Source organism: Paraburkholderia sp. JHI2823 (genome assembly GCF_038900695.1).
Classification (GTDB): Bacteria; Pseudomonadota; Gammaproteobacteria; order Burkholderiales; family Burkholderiaceae; genus Paraburkholderia; species Paraburkholderia mimosarum.
Window position 1 is genome coordinate 140,301 of sequence record NZ_JAYMRY010000014.1, and the last position, 20,363, is coordinate 160,663.

The window sequence follows — 20,363 nt, forward strand, 5'->3', positions numbered from 1 at the left end:
GCATTCGAACTTCTCTTCGGTGCCACAAGCGGCGGCCGCATACGTCCATATTTTTCGGCATTCCGGGATCGCAAGTCGTAGTATTCTTGATCCGCCGCTGGTTCCCCGGTGAGAACATCTCGCCAGCTCGCGTTATTCGATCGCGCGGCTCGAAAAGGATGGTGATGTGGCCCCCGCCACGCGTCCTGATTGATCCAAAGGTGAGAACGGCATGGCAATGCCGCTCTCCTGCAACACTGTCATGTTTTTGAAGGCTTCGAAATAATTCGTGAACGTCGCCGATGCATGGCGAGTCCCTGCGGATAACTAATCAAGTCCGCGCGGACGATATTCTTCGAGGGGATTCATGAAAACGTTGTTTTTGCAGGCGCCTTCCTATGAAGGCTTCGATGGCGGCGCAGGTTCGCGCTTCCAGACGAAGCGCGAGATCAAATCGTTCTGGTATCCAACGTGGCTCGTCCAGCCCGCTGCGCTGGTCGAGGGCAGCCGTGTCGTGGATGCCCCCGCCGACGATCTGTCGCTCGAAGCGACGCTCGACATCGCGCAGGCATACGAACTTGTCATCATCCATACGAGTTCGCCGTCGTTCCAGAGCGACATTCAATTCGCGGAGCACTTGAAGCAGCGCAAACCCTCGATCCTCATCGGGATGATCGGCGCCAAAGTGGCCGTCGATCCTCATGGTTCGCTCACCGCAAGCAATGCGCTCGATTTCGTATGCCGTGAAGAATTCGATTTCACTTGTCGCGAGATTGCGCAGGGACTTCCGTTCGAATCGATTCTCGGCCTGAGCTACCGTCTGCCAGACGGCGGGATCATGCACAACGACGCCCGGCCCATTCTCGAAGACATGGACCAGTTGCCGTTCGTCTCGCCCATCTACAAGCGCGACCTCACGCCGGAGCATTACTTCAGCGGCTACCTCAAGCATCCGTATCTTTCGCTCTATACGGGGCGCGGCTGCAAATCGAGGTGCACCTTCTGCCTCTGGCCGCATACGGTCGGCGGCCATCGCTATCGCACGCGCTCGGTCGAACACGTCCTCGAAGAAGTGAAGTGGGTCAGGGACAACATGCCCGAGATCAAGGAGATCATGTTCGACGACGACACCTTCACGGATCTCAGACCGAGAGCCGAGGAGATCGCTCGCGGACTCGGCAAGTTAGGCGTGACGTGGTCGTGCAACGCGAAGGCGAATGTGCCCTACTCCACCCTCAAGGTGATGAAAGAGAACGGGTTGCGGCTCCTGCTCGTCGGCTATGAATCCGGCGACGACCAGATTCTCGTAAACGTCAAAAAGGGCCTGCGCACCGATATGGCGCGGCAGTTCAGTGAGGACTGCCGCAAGCTAGGTATCAAGATTCACGGCACGTTCATCCTCGGGCTGCCTGGCGAGACGCACGAGACGATACAGAAGACGATCCAGTATGCGAAGGAGATCAATCCCCACACCATCCAGGTGTCGCTCGCCGCGCCGTATCCGGGCACTGTCCTTCACAAGCAGGCCGTCGAAAATGGATGGCTGAATGACACCAAGGTCATTACGCTCATCAATTCCGCCGGCACCCAGGCCTCCACGATCGGCTATCCGCACCTGTCGCGCGAAGAGATTTACCTTGGCGTCGAGGAGTTCTACAAACGCTTTTATTTCCGGCCGTCGAAGATCTGGGAAATCGTGCGCGAAATGCTGATGAGCTGGGAGATGATGAAGCGGCGCCTGCAGGAAGGTGCGGAGTTCTTCAGATATCTTCGCGCACGCAAGGTATGAAGCAGTCACGCCGCCGGCGGTGACCGTCACATCATCACGGCTGCGTCCGCTTGAGTTCGGCGACGCGGAGCTGATAGCTCCGCAGCAGGCACGCTTTATCCTCGCACACGTTGCGCGAATTGCGTAGCCACGCTCGTTGATCCGCCCGCAGCTTTGTCTTGTTGGCCGAGGTCTTTAGCTTCTGGTTAAAGACCTCGGCCATTGTTTTATCCAGGCGGGCAAGCTCCGGATCTGTGCAAACGATCTGCGCCTGAACGCTCAGGAGCCCACTGCAATCGAGGCTTTGGGCCAGCGCATCTTTGGTCCCCGATTGCGTTTCGAGCAGCCCCGGGCGGCAAAGTCCACGAAGCGTCGTGCAAGCAATGTTGCGCCCGACCCATGCCATTTCGCTCGCGCCATACTCCTTGACGAAACGATTGATGGCTGCGTGACTCACTCCCCTTCGCATGGCGTTCGCCGCGATGATTTCGTTGCACAGGGAGTCTTCGGTATAGGTTTTTCCGTCGCGCCGATAGCAGCTGTGAAAGCCCAGCATGCCCGTGCCAACAACACTGCGACGCTCCCCGGAGGCGAACAGGATCGAGGCGCATGCGGAGGCACACTTCGCGTTATCGGGGACGATCGTATAGACACGCACTTGATCCATGGCATCCACGATCCGGAACGCGGCCTCGACATTGCCGCCCGGACTATCTAGAACAAAGGGGACGAGCCCTTCGCCATCGCGACCCGCGAGTTTGGCGACCGCCAGGAATTTATCTGCGTCGCCACTCTGAATCCGTCCCTTCCCGATGATCATGTTCAGCTTGAGCTCGGGTTGGTAGTAAATCTTGAAGTCCATTCCCGCCGACATACCCGGCAACATGAGCAGCGCCCAAACGAACCAGGCAGCCAGGCAACGAACCCGCGCGACCATGGCTGTCGGGTGCCGAGCGCTGCACATGCCGTCCTCCTCCTTGCAGCCCATACCGCCGAAACGGGCTGTTGGGCAATTTCGCAATGTCGGTCGATGCTAGAACCCGCGCCTCAGGTTCCGGTCCCGCATGGGATCTGGCGTTTTTTGCGTGAGCCGCAGAATGCCCTGATCGTCGAAGTAGAAGTGGAACATCATGTAATCGATGTTGTTCTCCATGTACCGGTAGGACCAGACTTCCCGCTGCATGCGCGAAAAGTATGCGGTCTCCGCGGGGCGCCCAAAATGGATCAGGACGTCATCGCGCGTCCACTCGTTGACTTTCGCGCGGTTGAACTCGCTTTCCTGCAATACCTGGCGCACGCTCAGGATCTTGCCGTTGATATCGATGTCCGCGGCGGTCGTCGTCGTGCCCATCGGCTGCGTTGGCCACATGAGGCGCTTACCGCCCCCCGGCAGGTTATAAGTCTCGCGGGGCGGGCCAAGACGAGCGATCAATGCCGACTGGTCCGCGCCTGGCTCGACGCTCTGCCACGGCTGGGCGCAGCCGGCCATGAACGCCGCCGCGACGATGACCCACGCGAGCTTCATCATGTCGAACCCCTCCTCGTTCCCCTCCCAGGCGCGCCGAGCGCCTGTGCAATCGTGAGGGAAGTCCCGGATCAAGCCAATCGGACCATGGTCCTACCGGGCGCCACAGCGGGCGGTGCTAGAGGACTGACCGGGTTTTCATATCGTGCAATGCCTGTTCAGTTTGCGAAGACAACGATACGTCAACGAGCGCGCGGAATTGCGCATCGGAAGACCTCGTCCCTTATGGTGAAACAAGATTGGCAAGCCTTTGAATATCCGGGATATTTAATCTCCGGGGGCGCGCGCATTGCCGATGTTTCACTGCGATAGACTCAAACCCATCACCTTCTACTCACTGGAGATTGACGATGGACGTGTATATCGAACCGTTGCCGCGCGGCCAATGGGGACCAATCGATGGCTACTCTCTCGAGTTTGCCGATGGCAGCAAATTCACTCATGACATATTTCGCTCGGAGCTTCTCGCGATCAGCGAGGTCATCCTGCGAGGCTACAAACCGCTGCTGGCAAAAGTCCGCATAACGGACAAGCAATCGACCGCGCATTGGCAGCGCCCGGAAACGGCACGCTAATGCGCTCGGGCGCTAGCGCGCTCGCTGTTATTCGATGCGTTGGAAACTTCCCGGCTCGACGGCTTGCTGTTGCCGTCGAGCGGCACACATGCCGGATGCGCGATTCAAGCGTTGTTCGAGGTGTATCGCGAGGCTTCCAGATGGTCGAGGCGCCCCAGCAGGTCGATGCCCTGCAATTCGATCTGGATGGGTAGCCGGGGCATGGCCAGGACCGTGCGAATTCTGGCCCGCCAATCATTCACGCCGACGATCGCCCCTGAATCGTAAGCGCGCAGGAAGTCGGCCGAGTGCTCCAGATAGTTGAGCACGTTGCGGATCTGCGCCAGATCCTTTTCTGCCAGGTCGTAGCCCACGGGGGGCCCCCTATCGGTGTGATGGTGCAATGTCTCGCTCGTTCATCGAGGCGATGAACGTGAGGGCACAGGTGGCTCGACGTCGGTGCTCGATGCATCGCGTCCCGAACCGTTCAGTGTCGCGAGCGAGTCCAGCGGCACCAGTCATGATGGTCGAGATTGCGTAGTAGATCCGCACGACGACGCTCCCGGCGGTAATGCGCCGCGACGCCAAATACCGCTATTGCCAGCACGATCGTGCCGGCAGCCATACCCAGCCAGGATGGATCCATGTCAGCCTCCTCAGGAACATACAGGATCGCAGCCCCTTTTTGGGGCGGCTCGCACGGAAAATACGCGCGGCCTGAATGACGGCCTGTTTGCGCTCGACCGCCCGTCAGCGTACCCGCGCGATGGCGCGCAGGACTGCATCGCCGCGCGGCGTGACGCGAGGAATGAGAAACCCGGCTTCAGGTGAATCATTGGCAATCAACTGAAGCGCGCGCAGCGCACCCAGTTCGGCGCGGTCGGCCTCAATACGTTCGGGCGCGTCCTTCACCAGCAATAACGTGGCGACTTCGTGCGGGCTCAACATGGCGTCTCCGTTTCGAAGGGCAACTGTGAAAAGAGCAACTAATTCGGACTACATACCGAAAGTCTGCGAGAACACACGGCGAAGGCAGTAGAAGCGTTAGAAATCTTCTATCTGGATAGCGACAGCGGCTCCTGGGAGGTCCTTCGTCGCTTCGCAGCGGTTGGCGCCGCATTGTCGGGAGCGGCAGTTGAATCGGCGCGCGCAGGATTCATCGCATCGACACCCCCTTCGCACTTCGTGACGCCATTGAGCATCGTGCTTTCATGGCGCGCCTGCCCGTGATGGACATCACTGGCGGAGCGGTTCAGGCTTGCCGTCGTTCGCGACGCAATATCCATCCAGCCCTCGGTGTAGCCCGAGATTTGCAGCGCAAGCCAGGGCAGTGCATCGGTCTGATGTCTGACCCACTGCTCAGGTGTCTGCGCCCGTAGCACGTTTTCCCAGTGCAGGACTGCGCCGGCCTGTACAGAACGGCAGGTCTCCAGATTCAAACGCATCCACTCACCGAAACTGGCAAGCAGTTGAACGCTGGCCAGCGAAAAATTCGTTACGCAGGATTCATACGGCGTGGCTAGGGATGCTTGCTCAGGAGTACTCACGGAATCTCCCCCCTTTTTCTCATCGTCGTTAATTGGCCGCTGCCACGAGGCGGGTGACCAGCATGTGTGCAAAGACACGCTGCCCTTCGCGGGCGGTCGCCGCCGATCTAGAGCCTCGATTCTAACTTTGTTAAATCGCCGTTGTTGCGGCGTCTTGACCAGGGACTTTCCCCAATATGTGGGATGCAGCGGGACTCCCAGGGCTAGCTTCGCCGTTGGGCGTCGGCCGCCCTTCCGCGATCAGCGGCCATACCAGCGGTGCGAACCGGTCCGCCGGGATCGGCCGGGAGTACAAGAAGCCCTGGGCAAAATCACAGCCCATCGCCTTGAGAAAATCGCGTTGCTCGACGGTCTCCACGCCTTCGGCAATGACCTGGATACCGAGTTTGTGTGCGAGCACCACCATTGCCTCGCAGAGCACCTGATTATTTTCGTCGACGCTCAGGTTCTGTACGAATGAACGGTCGATTTTCAGGTAATCGATGTCGAAGCGCTTGAGGTAGGCAAGCGAAGAATACCCCGTGCCGAAGTCGTCTATCGAGATTCCAATGCCGGCGACACGGAAGTCCAGCAGCTTTTCGTCGATGTTGGATTCGGCCTGCAGCAGCAGCCCCTCGGTGATTTCCACCACCACGCTCTGGCCCGGCATGCCCTCGCGGTCGAGATATTCGTGCCACCGCGCACCCATGCCGCTGTCTTGACGGACCTGCACGGGAGACATGTTGACGCTGATCTGGAACGACGGATCATACTGCTCTCGCCACTGCCGCACCTGTTGCACCGCTTGCCTGAAAACCCAGTCGCCGATCGGAATGATGAGACCCGTGTCTTCGGCCAGCGCAATGAAGTCCAGCGGGTTGATCATGCCGCGCTCAGGATGCAGCCAGCGGATCAGCGCTTCGGCTTTGCGAATCCGTCCCGTTGCCAGATCGACAACAGGTTGATAGAGCACCTGGAACTGATTGCGAGAAAGCGCTGCGCGCAAGTCGCTCGTCAAGCGCAAGCGCGTTTGCGCCTCCAGCTGCATGTCGGGCGTGAAGTAACTGAAGCGGTTCCGCCCGGCATTCTTGGCCGCATACATGGCCTGGTCGGCGTTCTTGAAGAGCGCATCGAGTTCGGCAGTGTCATCGGGGAAAACGGTGACGCCGATGCTGGCCGAGATGTACACCTCGTCCGCACCGAGCTTGAATGGCTCGGTCAGTTTGCGATTGATGCGTTTCACTGTCGTCTCGACGGCCTCGATGTCGTCGAGATCGGGGAGGATGACCGTAAATTCATCGCCGCCGAGTCGGGCTACGGTGTCCAGATCGCGCACGCACGAGGTGATGCGCCGGCCAGCCTCGATCAGCAGGATGTCCCCCGTGTCGTGACCCAGTGAGTCGTTGACCTCCTTGAAGCGATCGAGATCGATCAACATCAAAGCCATACGCTTTTCCGAACGGCGCACGCGCGTGGCTTCCTGACTCAGACGGTCCTGAAACAACTGCCGGTTCGGAAGACCCGTCAGCGCATCGAAATTGGCCTGCTTCCAGATGGTGGCCTCGAACGCCATCCGGTCGCTGAGGTCGCGACCGACGGCTAGCACCGAAGTGATGCGGCCGCTGCGATCGATCTCGGGCGTGATGCGGATATGGGTGCAATATTCCTGCCCGTCCTTGGCCGCCCACCTCAGTTCGAACTGCGTGCTCTTGCCGGTGGCGATCACGTCGCCAATCCTTTTTTCGTAGACCAGCGCGTTAGGGCCGCCGGGGAGCTCCGAGGGCCGCTTGCCGAGCGCAGTGGCAAGATCGCACCCAGCCGACGAACAAAAAGCGGGATTGGCGTAAGTGCGGCGCAACTCCCTGTCGTATCGCGTGATCGTATCGGGCGAGTTCTCGATCAGCGTGCGCGATTCCCGCTCGCGCGCGACGAGTTCCGCCGTTCGATCGACGACGGTCTGCTCGAGCGATGCATTGATCTCGTTGATCTTCTGGATTTTCTGCCGGATCGCAGTCCGCATTCGCTCGAAGCGGTGAGCCAGCCGGGCCAGTTCGTCCAGTCCGCCGACGGTGCCTTGCCCGTCCTGCACGCCGTCCTCGACGGCACCGGCATCTTCACCGGTGTCATGCATCCTGCGAACGAGATCCCGTAACGGGGCCGAAATGCTATTGGAAATGAAGTAGGCCAGGAAAATCGAAAGCAGAAACCCGGAAATGCCAACCAGCACGATCTGGTTGCGTACCGCCTGTGCCTCCGCAGTCAAGTTTCGCTCAGGGATCATGCTGACGACGAACCAGCTCGTGCCGGGGATGTTCGCGTAGGCGGCAAGGTAACGTCCGCTGCCTTTCCCGGCCATCGGGATACACCGGCTTGCCTCACCCGATGCGCCGTGGCGGGCGATATCGTCGATCAAGTCCGGTGCGGGCGTGGCGCCAGCATTGGGCGACGAGCCGTTATTGGGAACGACGATGATCTTGTTGTTGCTTGAATCGAACACGTAAATCGCCGTGCCGCTGCCCGAGGCGACGTCGTTGAAAATTGTCGAGAAATACTCGGGGCGAACGACAAGAACCAGATTGCCGATCTTCCTGTTGCTGCTCTTGTCGTAGATGGCGCGCACCATCCCCAGGTTCTGTTGCCCGACTCCGTTGTCGTAGCTGCCCCAGTATGTGTGCTCGTGCGCGCGTTCCGCCAGACCGACGAGCGTCGTCACGCCCGTGGTCAATTGGGCGAATGCCTGCGTATCCAGAATCCGGCCTTCATGGTCGAGCAGATACTTCTGGTTGATGAAGTCGACCGATCCGTAGTGATCGAGCAGCATTCTCGCGAGGTCCTGCCGCGCTTCGCTCTGTTCCGTCGCGCTTGCGTTCGCCGCTTTCCCCAGCGCGCCCTGGACACGACCCGAAAGCACCAGGAGATTGCTTTCCGTTTCGATCTGTTGCATCCGCAGCTGGATGTTTCGCGAAACCTGCCTCACCACTTCTTTGGAAAATATCTCCGCGTTTTCCTTGATTGCCGCGATCGACTTCACATACGAAATACAGCCCGAAATGATAATGGGCAGCAACGACAACAGAATAAAAGCGCCAATGAGTCGATAGCGGATCTCGACGCGCCGAAGCAATTCCTGGCAGAGGTAGTCGGAAGCGCGCCGCAGCAGCGCGGAGATCGAGTTCATTTGTAGTGCATCTTCGCTTCAGTCTTGACCGAGACATCGAGGCGCTCCGCAGCCTGCCCGGGCGTCAATTTCCTGAGCAGCACATCCTGCATCAGTTTATGCAGCAGCTCGATCGTGTTGGAAGGAAGCGACGAATAATAGGGACTCGCAGTGACCGGAGAGCGGCTGACCGTGTTCGTGTAGTCGACGATCTCCGCGTCGGTCACGACGGTTCCGATCCCCCGCTGAAACGGCGAAATGTTGTGACGCTTCTTCTGGAGAATCGGAAATCCCTTTCCGGCGATGAATTCCAGAAAGCGCATGGCGGCAGCCTTGTTGGGCGTCTCGCACACGCCAAAACCGGTTTCGCTGCCGAGCACCGGCACTGCCCGTTCTCCTCGTGCATTCCAGGGTGGAATGAAAACTCCAACCTCGAAGTCGTTCCCGTGCAGCATGATGCCGGCGGCCCAACTGCCCTGAAACGCCATTGCAACCTGACCTTCCTTGAAAAGCCGCATGCCTTCGTCGTACCCCGTCGTCATGAACGATGGCTGAGCGTAACCCCGCTGGGGAATCATGGCGATGCGCGCGAAGATTTCGGCCACCTCCGGCGTATCCAGATTCAGCGTGCCATCCGCCATTTTTTCTTTCCAGCGCGGCTCGTGTGCAACCACGCCGTTGGCAAAGCCGGAAGCGAACGGCCCATTGCCGAGCATGTTGGGAAAGCCTCCGTTCCACATGATCGGGACTATCCCCGCCCGCTTGAGCTTCGCGCAAACAGCGAGAAATTCTTCGAAGTTGGTTGGCAGCGTGTCGATTCCTGCCTTCGCGAACATGGCCCGGTTGTAATAGATCATCGTTGTCGCCACGCCGCCGGAAATGCCAAATCCCTTGCCGCGGCGACTGGTCCAGTCGGGCTTGAGCGGATCCAGCATGTTCTTCCATGCCGAGGTCTCGCTGACGTCGGCAAGCACGCCTTGTTCGGCCAGTTCGGCCGAGTAGGCATTCGGGTTGATACTGACGAGATCCGGCAACGTGCCGGCTGCCACGCGCGGCTTGATATTCTCCTCGACCGAATTGCCGATCATGAACTGCACGTTGACGTGCAGATCGGGATTGAGCTTGCCGAATTCGGCAGCGATCTGGAGCATCTCCTCTGGCCAGTCAGGCGCCCAGACCAGTGCGGTAATGGTGGTTTTTGGCGCCGGCGCCTTGCTGCGTGGCGCGTCGGTTTGCTGATCGCAACCGAAGAGCAAAACCATGCCGATCAGACCAGACAGCAGCCAGGCAAACTTGATTCCGTGCACGCAACGCTCACTATTCAGTTCGGGTATGGCAACCCAGGCGTCAGGCGAACTGGCGTCAGATAATGAGCCGTCTCGCGAAACGGAGGGTCAGTCGGCTACGGCTGCCCTGATCCAGACAGGACGCAGAAGAGCCAAACTGCATATCGGCCGAAACTGTGAGCCACTTTAGGGGGGATTGATTCGCCGCGTGTGGCGGCGACCATGTGGTTTCCGGGTGTTATCTTTCACGTTTCCGGAAACGGACAGACGAACGTTCATGCATGTTGCCAGACATGTTCGCGCTGTACTGGCAAACGGCCCCTTGTGCTTCGGAGTAAGGGGCAAGCATCGGAACGTCGGCAACCGATCTATCCGGAAATCAGGAACCGGTCGCGATTCTTTGCATCCTTGATCCAGTTCGGCGCGCGCCCCCTGCCAGACCAGGTCGCGCCGGACGCAGGATCACGATATCTCGCGGACGTCGCGCCAGGCGACTGCCCCGCCCTGCCTCGGCGACTGCCGAAGATATCTCGCGGCGTATATCCAAACTCGGCCACCTTCTCGCGAATATCCGCGAGAACCGTCTCGAACTCCTGCTGACGGACGGCGGCGGCCTGACTCTCGAGTTCCGCAATTTGCGCCTTCAGTTCTTTGTACGTTGCCACGAGTCGTCTCCCACAGCGTGGATGCCACACGCCAATCATAGTGGCTTTCGCACGACGCTGACCGCAATCGGGATGGCCACCTGGCGCGCGTCGTCCCTACCGCTGGCATCCCGGATATCCGGGTGCGCGACAGCCCGCAAACGACGCGGAACGCCTGGAGAATTCCCGCGTACCGGTCAGCCTCCGTTAGCTGCCGTGCTATTCTTGCGGCATGCGACTTGCGACTCAATAACGGTGTGGTGCAGCTAGGCAGTCACTCGCATGGAAGGAGTTTTAGACGTGGATGAACGAAAACGAGAAAGTATAGTTTCATATCTCCGCCGCCGAATGGCGGAATTTGGAATCGAGCCAGACGATATTGCGGCTTCGATTGCGCAGGACCAGCTGCGACTGCGCGCTGCGCGTTACCAGAATGCGGCTGGCAACACATGGGACGGCAACGGTGAGATGCCGCAGTGGCTTGTTCAGGCGATCAGCGCCGGACAATCGCTCGAACACTTCGCCATTGGGAATTCCGACGAGAAACACGCTCCCCAACGCGCGCGCGTCGATTGGGCGAACGATCCGTTCGCCGGCAGCCGGCTGGCCACGGAAAATCCGGAGCGCCTGGGCGCCCGCTGACTCTTTGCGTACACATCTACGGTCGGGCAAACGTTTGGACTTGCTCAAACGCGGCCGAACTGTTTTCTGTTCCATTTCTTTCGCCGACCAACTCGTCGTTGCGACCGCGATCTTCCGGACGATCCGGTGAATGGCCGGCGTCTCGTGCGTGAAGCTTCGTTGGCAAACATCAAACGCATGCGGTTTGCCTGGTGCCTGGTGCCTGGTGGCTGGCCGCCATTGACACAGGAGCCCCTGGCCGTCGCGTCGTGCGAACGCACTTTGGCGATTTAGAGCGAAGGGATTCGGCTGCGCCCCACCGCGATGGATAACAAGCTGCGAGTCGCGGTCATTGGACATGTTTTGGCGCGAAAGCTTTCACTGGATCTGCGAGCGCAGTCTTCCGAATTTTAATTCGGATAACGAAACATATTGGATGTTGCGCCTCACGGCCGGTGCGAAGGACTCCGGGGGATGCGTGCGCCAGCCGGCGGCCTTTTCAGTGGAAGGAAGCGGTAGGCGGGGCGCTCATGCACCCAACTTGCCCGGCAAGCGTGGCAAATGGCGGCGCGCCGCCGGCGCGATGCGCTTCGTCGAACGCGGGGTCACTGCTGATGCACATCTGGGCAAAGAATTTTAAAACGTGCTGATTTGCGAATGGTGCCAGGCCTGTCTCGCGCGCTCCCTGGCAAGCTAGCCGACGACCAGGAACGTCGCGCGACGTTTCACTACAAAATACGTGTCGTCTGTTACGCCGAAGGCGCGGCGGTCGTTGCGTTCCCCAATGATGCGTTTGTCTCGACTATTTCAGCTGCGGATCTCGGCTAGCGCGTGAAACAATTTCGCGAGAATTCTCGGAAACGTCCTTTGTGTGGGGCGTTGGAGCTTTTGAAACTTTGACCCCGAATGTTTCACGAAACAAAGCGGTCAAACTGCCCGCGCTGACCAGGCGGTTCGATCAAGAGGGTCGGCATGTTCTGCACGATAGGCGGCGCGGCGATACGGTAGCTGCGTCGTTGTACGGTTAGTTGCATTAACTGGACAATCTTGAGGGACTGGGCGTTTGACGCGCCGCTCCTCCTGCACTGACCAAAGCACTATCTGTACGCTCATCGGCTCGAAGCTTCGCGTTCAAGAAGAGGATAGCGACATTCAAACGAGCATCGAGATCCGCAGCTAAAGAACCTGATGAGCTGTTGTACCGCCTTTCGCTGATCAATCGCCGAGCTTCGCATTGCGCCTGATATCCAGGCTTTGTCGGCCCCGTGCATTCGACGCGTCATTCCAGCCAAGTGGTCCGAGGTGTTCATCCCAGTCGATTCTCGACCTCAGCACGGGCGAAGCAATCTTGGTCAGATAGTGGGTGGGCTACTGAACGATTTCCAAAGCCGTCGGCAAAACACCAGCGAGTCGGAAAAGCGGAACGCTCGGGAAAGAAATCACTGCAGGGGAATGGTTCGGAATCGCTCTTGGCCGATCTCTGCCCGGGGAAAAAAGCACGCTTGCGCATCGTCGTCTGCTGTGGGTGCCAATCAACCCCGTCCGGGGGACGAGCCAAGTGGCATCCGTCCAGGTTCGAGCGAGACAGCAGACGCGTGACTAGACGTCATTGCGCCTGCCGAGCGCCTCGGGCTCGGCGTAGCAGAGATGACAACAGACCGCCCACTAGATTGGGATTGGGCGGCCAAGAGGCTTCGCGCTCAGTCGGCCTCGACGCCGCAAAAGGCAACAGCCGCGTGCAGATCGCGGCGTTCCTGCGCTTTCGAATAGTGTTCGGCACATCGTACGGGAAGGGCAGGCGCGGTGGCATCTGACGCAGTTCCGCCGTTGAATTCAATCGCACAAAATCAATCCCTTGCTCGACTAACCAGGGCTTCTGTTTGCACTTCGCCTCAACGCGGTGATTTGTTTCACTCTCCACCTATTCGCTTTCGTTTGCGCGATGGAGGCCCACCCCAACCCATCTTCCCGGCGCGTAATGTGAGGGAGTCCGAGTCCATAGTACGGACTCGTTGTCGGGTTATTTTCGGCAATTTGTTCGACGCGGCGCTGCACGGCCGACGTACTCCGCGTTGCTCCGCGTTGCTCCGCGTTGCTCCGCGTTGCTCCGCGTTGCTCCGCGTTGCTCCGCGTTGCTCCGCGCTGGCGAACGTCGTTTGCGCCCAACCCGGGTCCAATGGCCGACAGTCCATACTATGGACCGGTTCGCATCGGACTCTAGCCTTCTATGCTCGAGAAACCAGCCAATTGCGCCGGCCGCGATTCCCCGCATGGATCGCCGGAATCCATAGTATGGACTCGCCCGGGCAATGCCACTTCGGCTCCTTCGCCGGCACAAGTCGCCAACAGCAATCGGTTCGAGACAATGCGCTAGCGGTTGCCTCCCCCTCCTCCGGACGACTCCATAGTATGGACTCACGTTGTCGTCGGGCTCAGACCACGCCAGGTACATCACATCGCCGGGACCCCTCAGTCCATACTATGGACTGCTCGCAGCGTCAGCCGAAAAAAAAGCCCGCTTTTGGCGGGCTTCGAGAAGGGTGGGATCACCTCACTTCGGATCTTGATTGAACGTCTGGCTAATGAGCGCACGAATTTGCGTTTCCAGCGCCTCGGTCATCATCCCTGGCTTGAACTTGACGGTAAAGCCGTTCACGTCCTTCGTAATCGATCCAGCATGTTCCTTTCCGGCGAAGAACTTGTCGATGCTTCGCTCATTTGCCGGCGCCGACGTCGCTCCCCGCGTCGCGATCTGCCTGATCGCCGCTGCGGCTTTTCCTTGCTCGATCTCCCCTGAGACCACTGCGGGCCAAACCTCGCGCGCCGCGGCCAGGCCGGCTTCGCCGAACTTTCGGATAGCCGATACGATCGCCTCTGCCGCGTTCGCCCCCAAAAGCCTCGGCTGAAAATCCAGGTCACTGAGGATGAAGGAAGGCAGCTTGTCGAAACTCAGGAACTGAAAGAGGCCGCTTCGCGACAAACCAAGCGCTTCCGCCAATCGCTTCCGGTCCGGAAATTCCTTTTCGGTACGCCGGATCGAGAGGCTGATTTCGTAGTCCGCCAGATCATCGCGGCTGACGTTCTCGACCATCGCCAGAACGGCCATGTCCGAATCCGAGCAATCCGCGACCACGGCTTTGATCGATTCCAGTCCCAGAACCTTGTGCGCACGCCAGCGCCGCTCCCCCGCAACGATCTGATACCCTGCCTCGACACGTCGCACGACGATCGGCTGCACCTGCCCGACCTCGCGGATCGATTCGGCGAGTTCGCTCAACTTGGCTTCGTTGAAGATGCGTCGCGGTTGCCATGGGTTAGGCGCAATCTCGGCGACCGGCAACTGCGACGCAACACCCGCCGACTCGAGTTCCTGCACGCGCAGTTGCGCGACAGCGAGCGCGCCGGCGAGTCCGGGCGCAGTCTGGGTGCGCTCCGAACGCTTGACCTCGTCCTCCTTGATGGACGACGTCTTTCGAATGCCCGCCGTTTTCGCGAGTAGTTGTTCACGCATGTTGCTCATTGCGCGGTCCTCCATTTTTCTTCGTAAATTTCGTCTAACCAACGGCAGTAGTCGATGAGCGGCTGTCGCACGCGCTGTAGCGCCTTGGCCGCGCTATGCGAACTGCTCACATCGAATACCGTGGAAAAAGCCAGCGCGCCTGTGCTCATCACCGAGCTGGCCGGAACCTCGATCGCATGGAGCCAGTTTTCGTAGGCGCTCTCTGCCCACGCGCGAACGATCGGCGCCGACGAAGTGCGTCCATAATCCACCCGGGAAAGCAGCAGCGAAATGAAGTCGTACTTCTTGCCCTGCTCGTATTTGATAAAGCTCTTTGACACGTCCGAGAACAAACGCCAGAAGGACAACGAGCTGATGAAATCGAGGTTCTCGGGGACCATCGGCATCACCAGCGAGTCCGCCGCGAGCAGCGCGTTCAGATTCATATAGGAAAGCGACGGAGACGTATCCATGAGGATGTAGTCGTACTGCTTGCGAAGCGGCTCGAGACCTTCACGCAGCACCGTCCAGAACTTGAATCCCGGCTTGATCTTTTGCATCGCCGGCAAGTGGAATTCCGCTCCAATGAGTTCCGTGTGCGCCGGGATTACATCGAGGCCGTCCCAATAGGTCGACTGAACACGCGCGGCGAGACCCCCCTCGATTTGCTGGTCGTAGATATAGGGGAGCACCGTGTCTTCCGGCGTTACGTCCTTTTCGGCGTACAGCCCGCAGAGCTCGGAAAGCGAAGCTTGCGGATCGAGGTCGACGACGAGGACCTTGCGTCCGCGCAACGTCAGGCCTTGCGCCAGACACATGGTCGTCGTCGTCTTGGCTGACCCGCCTTTGAGCTGGGCGGTTATGATGATTTTTCCGTCCGGCTCCCTTGTGCCGGTGACGAGGGGAGTCTGATAGATATCCGAGACTTTCTGTACCCAGATACGGGCCTCTTCGAGGGTGAACGTCCGCGTGCGGCCGGTGCCTGCTGCGGTGCCGGGCGGTAACTCGCCATCGCCTTTGGTGGCAAGATACTGAACCTGCGAGTGGGTGATGTTGCACATCGCGGCGATTTCACCCGTCTTGAACACGGGTGCGGTCTTGCGTGGCCTGGGTGCGAGGATGGTTTCGCGCAGTTCATCCGTAAAAATCGAGACCTTTTCAGCGAACGCGCTAATCTGCTCCAGAGGCACAGTCCGATCGACGGCTGGAAGTTGGCTTGTTTTCACCATTCTGAGGTTTTCGTGATGATTTCGATAAACCTCATAATACAGAAGCGATGCGATATTTTCAGCCTAAATCGTCGTAAACGTAGAAATTTATTGGATTTTTTGCCGTCCGAACGCGCGCAATCGGATCGATTCGGGCCGAAGCCTCGCCAAATCGAGCACAACGAGGCTCACCTTCTCAGGGCTGACCGAGCTGAAACCGCCGACCAAAAGGCAAAAACAGGGCTTCTCATCGCCCGATTGCACAAATGACCTCACCTTTGGCTGCCTTCCGACGCTCCAACCATGGGGCCTCCTGCCACCCAGAGACGCTGAGATCCAGTGTGCACAATCGACCTCACCATAAATCCTTTGCCTTCTCTTGGCCAAAAACACAAAACCATCGAAATATCCAACAGTACCCCGTTATTCGCAGCCGCCGTTGATACGTCACGCACCTATCCAGGTCGGTGCTTCCCGGTTTGTATGTTGTTTTGTAAACCTGAAACCGAACCGACAAACAAACAAGTGCTCGCTATTTCCATAAGAATCAATGAGTTAGGTAGGAAAAGGTGAGGCCCGTTGTGCTGAAGGTGAGGTCGTATGTGCACAAGAGGGAGGTTTTGTCCCCGGAGAAGTGAGGTTGAGTCCGCGCGATGGTGAGGTAGGCTGTGCAGCGCTCCGATCTATCCACAGGGGTGAGGTTCATTGTGCAAACCTGACCGGCAACTCGTCGGGAATCAGGTAGGACGGCCGGCTTTCGATGATCGGCGGACTTCCGTGGTGAGGTTGGTTGTGCGTCAGGTGAGATTCTTTGTGCACCAGCTTCCAAACGCCCCAAACTCGCTGGTTAGCCTCTCCACATGGTGAGGTTTGTTGTGTTGACACCTCACCCACGAGTGATAAAGTCCCATGACTCCAAATCGGCACATGGGCAAACCACGCGATGGCATCGGACAATCCGCAAGAGGGCAGAACCAGAACGACGCCCCGGCAGATGGCCTTGGCGCTCTTCGAGGACATGTTCGATCTGGGTTTGCCGGTGAACGAGTCCAGCCGCGAGATCGGGTATCAGCGCAACAACTTCTTCACCGAAATCGTGAACATGGGGTTGCCGGCGCGACGCTTTCTGGACGCCGCGTACTTTATCGTCGCCCAGGAGCCGCAGCCCCAGGACCAGTACGATGTCGAACTGAACTACTTCAAGTGGTTGATGCGCTATGACAGCCGGAATCTCAAACATCTCCGGACGATTGCCGACGAAGCGCAGAACGCAAAGATCCGCGTAACGAATACGCCCTCGGATCGCGATCCTCACGAAGACGACCTGTGGGTGCAGGTGCAGCTCATCGGGCTGGTTGGCTTTCATCGCGGGCGCATCCGGTTCGACGTTCACCCCACCCTGGTGCCGCACATTCGCGACCCGCGCAAGTCGCACTGGCTCAGCCTGCGCATCTCGACCGCTTTCACCCGGAGCCTCGCAAGGGCGATTTACGACAAGGTTCTGCCAAGCGTTCCGGCAGGCCGCACCGACTGGATTCCGCTCGAAGTGATGCGGACGTGGCCGGGCAAGATGGGCGCAAACGCGGCCATTTTCAAATACTTCAAGCGCGACTGGCTCGAACCGGCAGTCAAGGAAATCAACGAGGTGTCCGACATCGAGCTCTCGTATGAAACGAGGACCGAGTCGACATCGTCGAAGAAAATCGATCGCATCCGGTTCGTGCTCAAGCGCAAGGACACCGCGGACGCCGTGATGGCGAGCCTTGCCGACGCGAGTCACGTGTACAAGGTGCTCAAGGACGAGTTCAACCTCTCGTCGAGACAGTTCAGCGAGATTTCGGAGAATCGCGAAACGTGGACGGACGAACGCATCCAGCAGGCGATCGAATACACACGCTTCCGCCTTCACCGCGGCCAGGTGAAGAAGAGCCCGTCGGGCTATCTGATGAAGGCGCTGCGCGACAACTGGAAGATGTCGGAGGCCGAGCGGACGATGGTCGAAGTGCAGGCCAAGCTGCTGAACCACGAAGCCCAGCAGAGCGCCGAAACGGTGGAGGTTCAGGCGTCGGTTGCGCATAGCATTGCCTCGAAAGAGGAGGAGTCGCGCGCGCGCATGAACGAGGAAGCGAGGCTGGGCCGTGAGCACTACATGGCGGCCGATGAACGGAGCAAACGGGAACTCATTCGTGGCTGGGTGACATCCCGCGAGGGAAAGTTGATGCTGCGCCGCATGAAGCTCGAGCCCGCCGAAGTCACCGAAGGCGACATCCTTGCAAACGCAGATCTCGCCTGGTATCTGGGTCAATTCGTGTTCGGAAGGATCAGCGCGTCGAGAGCCGGCAAGCACGTGGCGCTGAAATCCGCGTAGCGTATCGGGGCTGGCTTCGGCTTTCGCCAGAACGGATGTCTGCCCGCGAAGGGGATCGCCGGATGGAGATTCGCGCTTTAATGAGGGCGATGCCTCTTTCGCATTCCTTACTTTCTGGCGATAGCGCCCGGCGCGAGTTCAGGGCTGAGCGATGCCGAGCACCGTGAGATGCATTTCGCGTCGCTCGACAAAGCCCATTTCCCGATAGATCGAAACGGCGCCGCGATTCGACGTCAGTACGTGCAGGAAGGGTGTTTCGCCGCGCGCACAGATTGCCGCGATCAGCAGTCTGATGAGGCCGGCGGCGAGGCCCTGCCCCCTGAAGGCCGGGTCCACGCAAACGGCGCTGATTTCGGTATGTCCGTCGATCTTCATGCGCTCGCCTGCCATGGCCACGAGCTTACCGTTCTTGCGTACGCCCAGGTAGTCGCCGAGTTCGATCGTGCGCGGGCCAAACGGACCGGGCTCCGTCACGGCGGTCAGCGCCATCATCTCCGGCACGTCGCGCGCTTCGAGACTAACGTGTTCGAGCGAGGTCGCCCCAACGGGTTGGCCTCCCCATACCATCTGCAGCAGCGCCGCGTGCCGGATGACCACGAAGCCGTCGGGCGGATCCAGTGCGTCGAGGGTGGTCAAGGCCACGGGTTCGTGTTCCGCGATCAGGCGGCGCAAGGCTTCGAATGATTCCGGCGTGGTGTCCGCCATCGCGGCGAAGGGCGCGACCGCAGGCGCATACCGCAGCACGCGCTGGTCCCCAACGGCAAACTGGCGATGCCGGCCCGTCAAGGCGCCCCATACCGCGTCGTCCAGCGCGTGTGTTCGTCGGATATTCCTTGTTGCTGGCACGTCTAGCATGGCAAGTGCTCCCTTTACCGATATGGCCGGCGCGCCGGGGTGTCACCGGTTTGCGACGAGATCCCAGGCGCGCTATGGTAGCGCCGGCTACGGCAGAACGCGACATGATTGGCATCGTTTGCGCCAGGCGATGCCCGATTGCCTCCGCCAGGCGTGGTGCGGTCCGATCAGTCCAATCCCGCGGGTGCCGTTCGATGGTTGCTTCGATTCGACCCGGGGAAGAGCTGCCACCCGAAGCGAGCCTTGGCATCGAAAAAAGCATCGCCAGGCCGGGTACGATCGAAGTGAGTGAGGGCCGTGCCGAACTGCGTTCTCTCGCCGAACTTCTGGAGAGTTCGCGCCTGGTGAGCCGGGCCACCAGGCGGGAGATGCCAGTCGCGCTCAGTGGGCGGCCGGAAACGAGAATGTCGCGCGCGCGCTACCGTTGCCACCGACGTTTACGTGTTGCGTTCTCGTCGTGCTGCCATACGTCGCATTGATCGTGTAGCGGCCCGGTGCCAGTCGCACGAGCATGTGCGGGCCGTGCGAACGCGTATCGAGCACGGATGCGCCGCTCGGGTTCGTGATCTGCACGTGAACATCGGCGACATAACTCGAACCGGGGCCGGTGAACAGCAGCGAGAGCGGCCACTGGCTGCGCGCTTGCCGCAGCGCAGTCGATTCGTCGCGGCCAACGCCGCCGGACACGAAGGATACGTCGCCCTGCTGTTCGGTTGCCGGCATGCCGGTCGTCGAAGGTTCGCTGGCGCCTGGCGCCGCGGCCGTCTGCGCGATTGCGCTGCCCGCGAGCGCGAGGAAGAACCCCGCAGCCAGCAGGGTCGAGGCGATCCGGGTAGCCTTGCGTTGCCTTTTCATCGTGGTCACTCCTTGCAGTGATGTCGATTTCGCGCGCGCGCCGTGCGCCGTGGGTCCGCTGCGGCTCGCGCAGGCCGGATCACAGCTTAGTCTTTTTCGGCCCGCGATGCGTGCAACGCGCCGTGCTATTGAGACCCTGAATCGACTTCGCGAAAGTCACTCAATTCGCATTCATTTCCCGCTTGTCGTTGCGTCCGCAACGAAAGCGTTACGACATTCTTACCGTTGGCTGTCGAATTTGTCGGCATTCATGCGTGATGGCTATCGCCAGCCGGGAAAACACTGACATAAAAGCGCGTAAGCTGGCTCAATAGTTTTTATATGATTAATTGGAGTTTCGCTACATGATCAGACAGGGCCGTTGCGGACGCAGGCAGGCAAACGTTTGCGTCACTCGCGGCCGGCCCTGATTCCCTGCAGAAGTCCGGCGGCGCTTCACGTGGCCGGATGCTTTGCCCGGACCACGAATCCCCCGGTCTGATAAGGACTCCATAGCATATTCAAAACTCACGGAGAGA

Annotated in this window: 17 protein-coding genes; 4 read left to right on the top strand and 13 right to left on the bottom strand. The window is 59.5% G+C overall.

Going from position 1 to position 20,363, the window contains the following annotated elements; translation table 11 throughout:
• The first annotated feature begins 346 nt into the window (after positions 1 to 346).
• Entirely contained in the window at positions 347 to 1,768 is a 1,422-nt protein-coding gene (gene hpnJ / locus VSR34_RS17645; RefSeq protein WP_342963088.1) for a hopanoid biosynthesis associated radical SAM protein HpnJ, read from the top strand.
• 34 nt (positions 1,769 to 1,802) lie between these two features.
• Here the strand turns inward: hpnJ and VSR34_RS17650 are convergent, their stop codons facing one another.
• Positions 1,803 to 2,711 (bottom strand): lysozyme inhibitor LprI family protein, encoded by a 909-nt coding sequence (locus VSR34_RS17650; RefSeq protein WP_342963089.1) that lies wholly within the window; start codon positions 2,709 to 2,711, stop codon positions 1,803 to 1,805.
• Positions 2,712 to 2,780: 69 nt separating this feature from the next.
• Positions 2,781 to 3,275 carry a hypothetical protein gene (locus VSR34_RS17655; RefSeq protein WP_036019509.1) on the bottom strand — a complete coding sequence of 165 codons (495 nt, stop codon included), beginning with the start codon at positions 3,273 to 3,275 and terminating at the stop codon, positions 2,781 to 2,783.
• A gap of 347 nt (positions 3,276 to 3,622) precedes the next feature.
• Here VSR34_RS17655 and VSR34_RS17660 point away from each other — a divergent pair, with 347 nt between their 5' ends.
• Complete coding sequence (locus tag VSR34_RS17660; RefSeq protein WP_036019511.1) at positions 3,623 to 3,847, top strand: hypothetical protein; 225 nt, start codon at positions 3,623 to 3,625, stop codon at positions 3,845 to 3,847.
• A gap of 104 nt (positions 3,848 to 3,951) precedes the next feature.
• Here VSR34_RS17660 and VSR34_RS17665 read toward each other — a convergent pair whose 3' ends face one another.
• The 7 genes from VSR34_RS17665 to VSR34_RS17695 all read right to left on the bottom strand — a co-directional run bounded on the left by VSR34_RS17665 (position 3,952) and on the right by VSR34_RS17695 (position 10,460).
• A complete protein-coding gene (locus VSR34_RS17665) occupies positions 3,952 to 4,200 on the bottom strand; it encodes a hypothetical protein (RefSeq protein ID WP_028212860.1) in 249 nt (82 codons plus the stop codon).
• 113 nt (positions 4,201 to 4,313) lie between these two features.
• Positions 4,314 to 4,472 (bottom strand): hypothetical protein, encoded by a 159-nt coding sequence (locus VSR34_RS17670; protein ID WP_167334426.1) that lies wholly within the window; start codon positions 4,470 to 4,472, stop codon positions 4,314 to 4,316.
• 104 nt (positions 4,473 to 4,576) lie between these two features.
• Positions 4,577 to 4,774: a hypothetical protein gene (locus VSR34_RS17675; RefSeq protein WP_028212861.1), complete on the bottom strand. Its 198-nt coding sequence runs from the start codon at positions 4,772 to 4,774 to the stop codon at positions 4,577 to 4,579.
• 107 nt (positions 4,775 to 4,881) lie between these two features.
• Complete coding sequence (locus tag VSR34_RS17680) at positions 4,882 to 5,373, bottom strand: phasin family protein (protein ID WP_342963090.1); 492 nt, start codon at positions 5,371 to 5,373, stop codon at positions 4,882 to 4,884.
• Between the two features lie 130 nt (positions 5,374 to 5,503).
• Positions 5,504 to 8,530 (bottom strand): EAL domain-containing protein, encoded by a 3,027-nt coding sequence (locus VSR34_RS17685; RefSeq protein ID WP_342963091.1) that lies wholly within the window; start codon positions 8,528 to 8,530, stop codon positions 5,504 to 5,506.
• Positions 8,527 to 9,771 (bottom strand): extracellular solute-binding protein, encoded by a 1,245-nt coding sequence (locus VSR34_RS17690; RefSeq protein WP_036045348.1) that lies wholly within the window; start codon positions 9,769 to 9,771, stop codon positions 8,527 to 8,529. The genes VSR34_RS17685 and VSR34_RS17690 overlap by 4 nt, the downstream gene beginning before the upstream one ends.
• Before the next feature lie 392 nt (positions 9,772 to 10,163).
• The gene (locus VSR34_RS17695) at positions 10,164 to 10,460 is read right to left on the bottom strand and encodes an H-NS histone family protein (RefSeq protein WP_342963092.1); all 297 of its coding nucleotides are present in this window, start codon (positions 10,458 to 10,460) and stop codon (positions 10,164 to 10,166) included.
• A 279-nt stretch (positions 10,461 to 10,739) separates the two neighbouring features.
• Between VSR34_RS17695 and VSR34_RS17700 the strand changes: the two genes are divergently transcribed.
• Positions 10,740 to 11,081: an H-NS histone family protein gene (locus tag VSR34_RS17700; RefSeq protein WP_028212865.1), complete on the top strand. Its 342-nt coding sequence runs from the start codon at positions 10,740 to 10,742 to the stop codon at positions 11,079 to 11,081.
• A 2,530-nt stretch (positions 11,082 to 13,611) separates the two neighbouring features.
• On the opposite strand, the gene VSR34_RS17705 is transcribed toward VSR34_RS17700, so the two are convergent.
• Together VSR34_RS17705 and VSR34_RS17710 are read right to left on the bottom strand one after the other, a co-directional pair.
• Positions 13,612 to 14,580, bottom strand: a complete 969-nt coding sequence (locus tag VSR34_RS17705) for a ParB/RepB/Spo0J family partition protein (protein WP_342963093.1) — start codon at positions 14,578 to 14,580, stop codon at positions 13,612 to 13,614.
• Entirely contained in the window at positions 14,577 to 15,788 is a 1,212-nt protein-coding gene (locus VSR34_RS17710) for an AAA family ATPase (RefSeq protein ID WP_028231388.1), read from the bottom strand. Before VSR34_RS17710 ends, VSR34_RS17705 begins: the two co-directional genes overlap by 4 nt.
• 922 nt (positions 15,789 to 16,710) lie before the next feature.
• On the opposite strand from VSR34_RS17710, the gene VSR34_RS17715 reads away from it, so the two are divergent.
• The gene (locus VSR34_RS17715; protein WP_342963094.1) at positions 16,711 to 18,135 is read left to right on the top strand and encodes a replication initiation protein; all 1,425 of its coding nucleotides are present in this window, start codon (positions 16,711 to 16,713) and stop codon (positions 18,133 to 18,135) included.
• 138 nt (positions 18,136 to 18,273) lie between these two features.
• On the opposite strand, the gene VSR34_RS17720 is transcribed toward VSR34_RS17715, so the two are convergent.
• Positions 18,274 to 18,990, bottom strand: coding sequence for a GNAT family N-acetyltransferase (locus tag VSR34_RS17720; protein WP_342963095.1), 717 nt, complete (start codon positions 18,988 to 18,990; stop codon positions 18,274 to 18,276).
• A gap of 381 nt (positions 18,991 to 19,371) precedes the next feature.
• The gene (locus VSR34_RS17725) at positions 19,372 to 19,845 is read right to left on the bottom strand and encodes a hypothetical protein (RefSeq protein WP_028212870.1); all 474 of its coding nucleotides are present in this window, start codon (positions 19,843 to 19,845) and stop codon (positions 19,372 to 19,374) included.
• Positions 19,846 to 20,363: the final 518 nt, after the last annotated feature.

Excerpts from the sequence above, each read along its gene's own strand:
- VSR34_RS17675 (WP_028212861.1), bottom strand. The coding sequence starts at position 4,774 with ATGTTGAGCCCGCACGAAGTCGCCACGTTATTGCTGGTGAAGGACGCG.
- VSR34_RS17660 (WP_036019511.1), top strand. The coding sequence starts at position 3,623 with ATGGACGTGTATATCGAACCGTTGCCGCGCGGCCAATGGGGACCAATC.
- hpnJ (WP_342963088.1), top strand. The coding sequence starts at position 347 with ATGAAAACGTTGTTTTTGCAGGCGCCTTCCTATGAAGGCTTCGATGGC.
- VSR34_RS17715 (WP_342963094.1), top strand. The coding sequence starts at position 16,711 with ATGGCATCGGACAATCCGCAAGAGGGCAGAACCAGAACGACGCCCCGG.
- VSR34_RS17705 (WP_342963093.1), bottom strand. The coding sequence starts at position 14,580 with ATGAGCAACATGCGTGAACAACTACTCGCGAAAACGGCGGGCATTCGA.
- VSR34_RS17725 (WP_028212870.1), bottom strand. The coding sequence starts at position 19,845 with ATGAAAAGGCAACGCAAGGCTACCCGGATCGCCTCGACCCTGCTGGCT.
- VSR34_RS17655 (WP_036019509.1), bottom strand. The coding sequence starts at position 3,275 with ATGATGAAGCTCGCGTGGGTCATCGTCGCGGCGGCGTTCATGGCCGGC.
- VSR34_RS17670 (WP_167334426.1), bottom strand. The coding sequence starts at position 4,472 with ATGGATCCATCCTGGCTGGGTATGGCTGCCGGCACGATCGTGCTGGCA.
- VSR34_RS17685 (WP_342963091.1), bottom strand. The coding sequence starts at position 8,530 with ATGAACTCGATCTCCGCGCTGCTGCGGCGCGCTTCCGACTACCTCTGC.
- VSR34_RS17710 (WP_028231388.1), bottom strand. The coding sequence starts at position 15,788 with ATGGTGAAAACAAGCCAACTTCCAGCCGTCGATCGGACTGTGCCTCTG.
- VSR34_RS17690 (WP_036045348.1), bottom strand. The coding sequence starts at position 9,771 with ATGGTTTTGCTCTTCGGTTGCGATCAGCAAACCGACGCGCCACGCAGC.
- VSR34_RS17650 (WP_342963089.1), bottom strand. The coding sequence starts at position 2,711 with ATGTGCAGCGCTCGGCACCCGACAGCCATGGTCGCGCGGGTTCGTTGC.
- VSR34_RS17720 (WP_342963095.1), bottom strand. The coding sequence starts at position 18,990 with ATGCTAGACGTGCCAGCAACAAGGAATATCCGACGAACACACGCGCTG.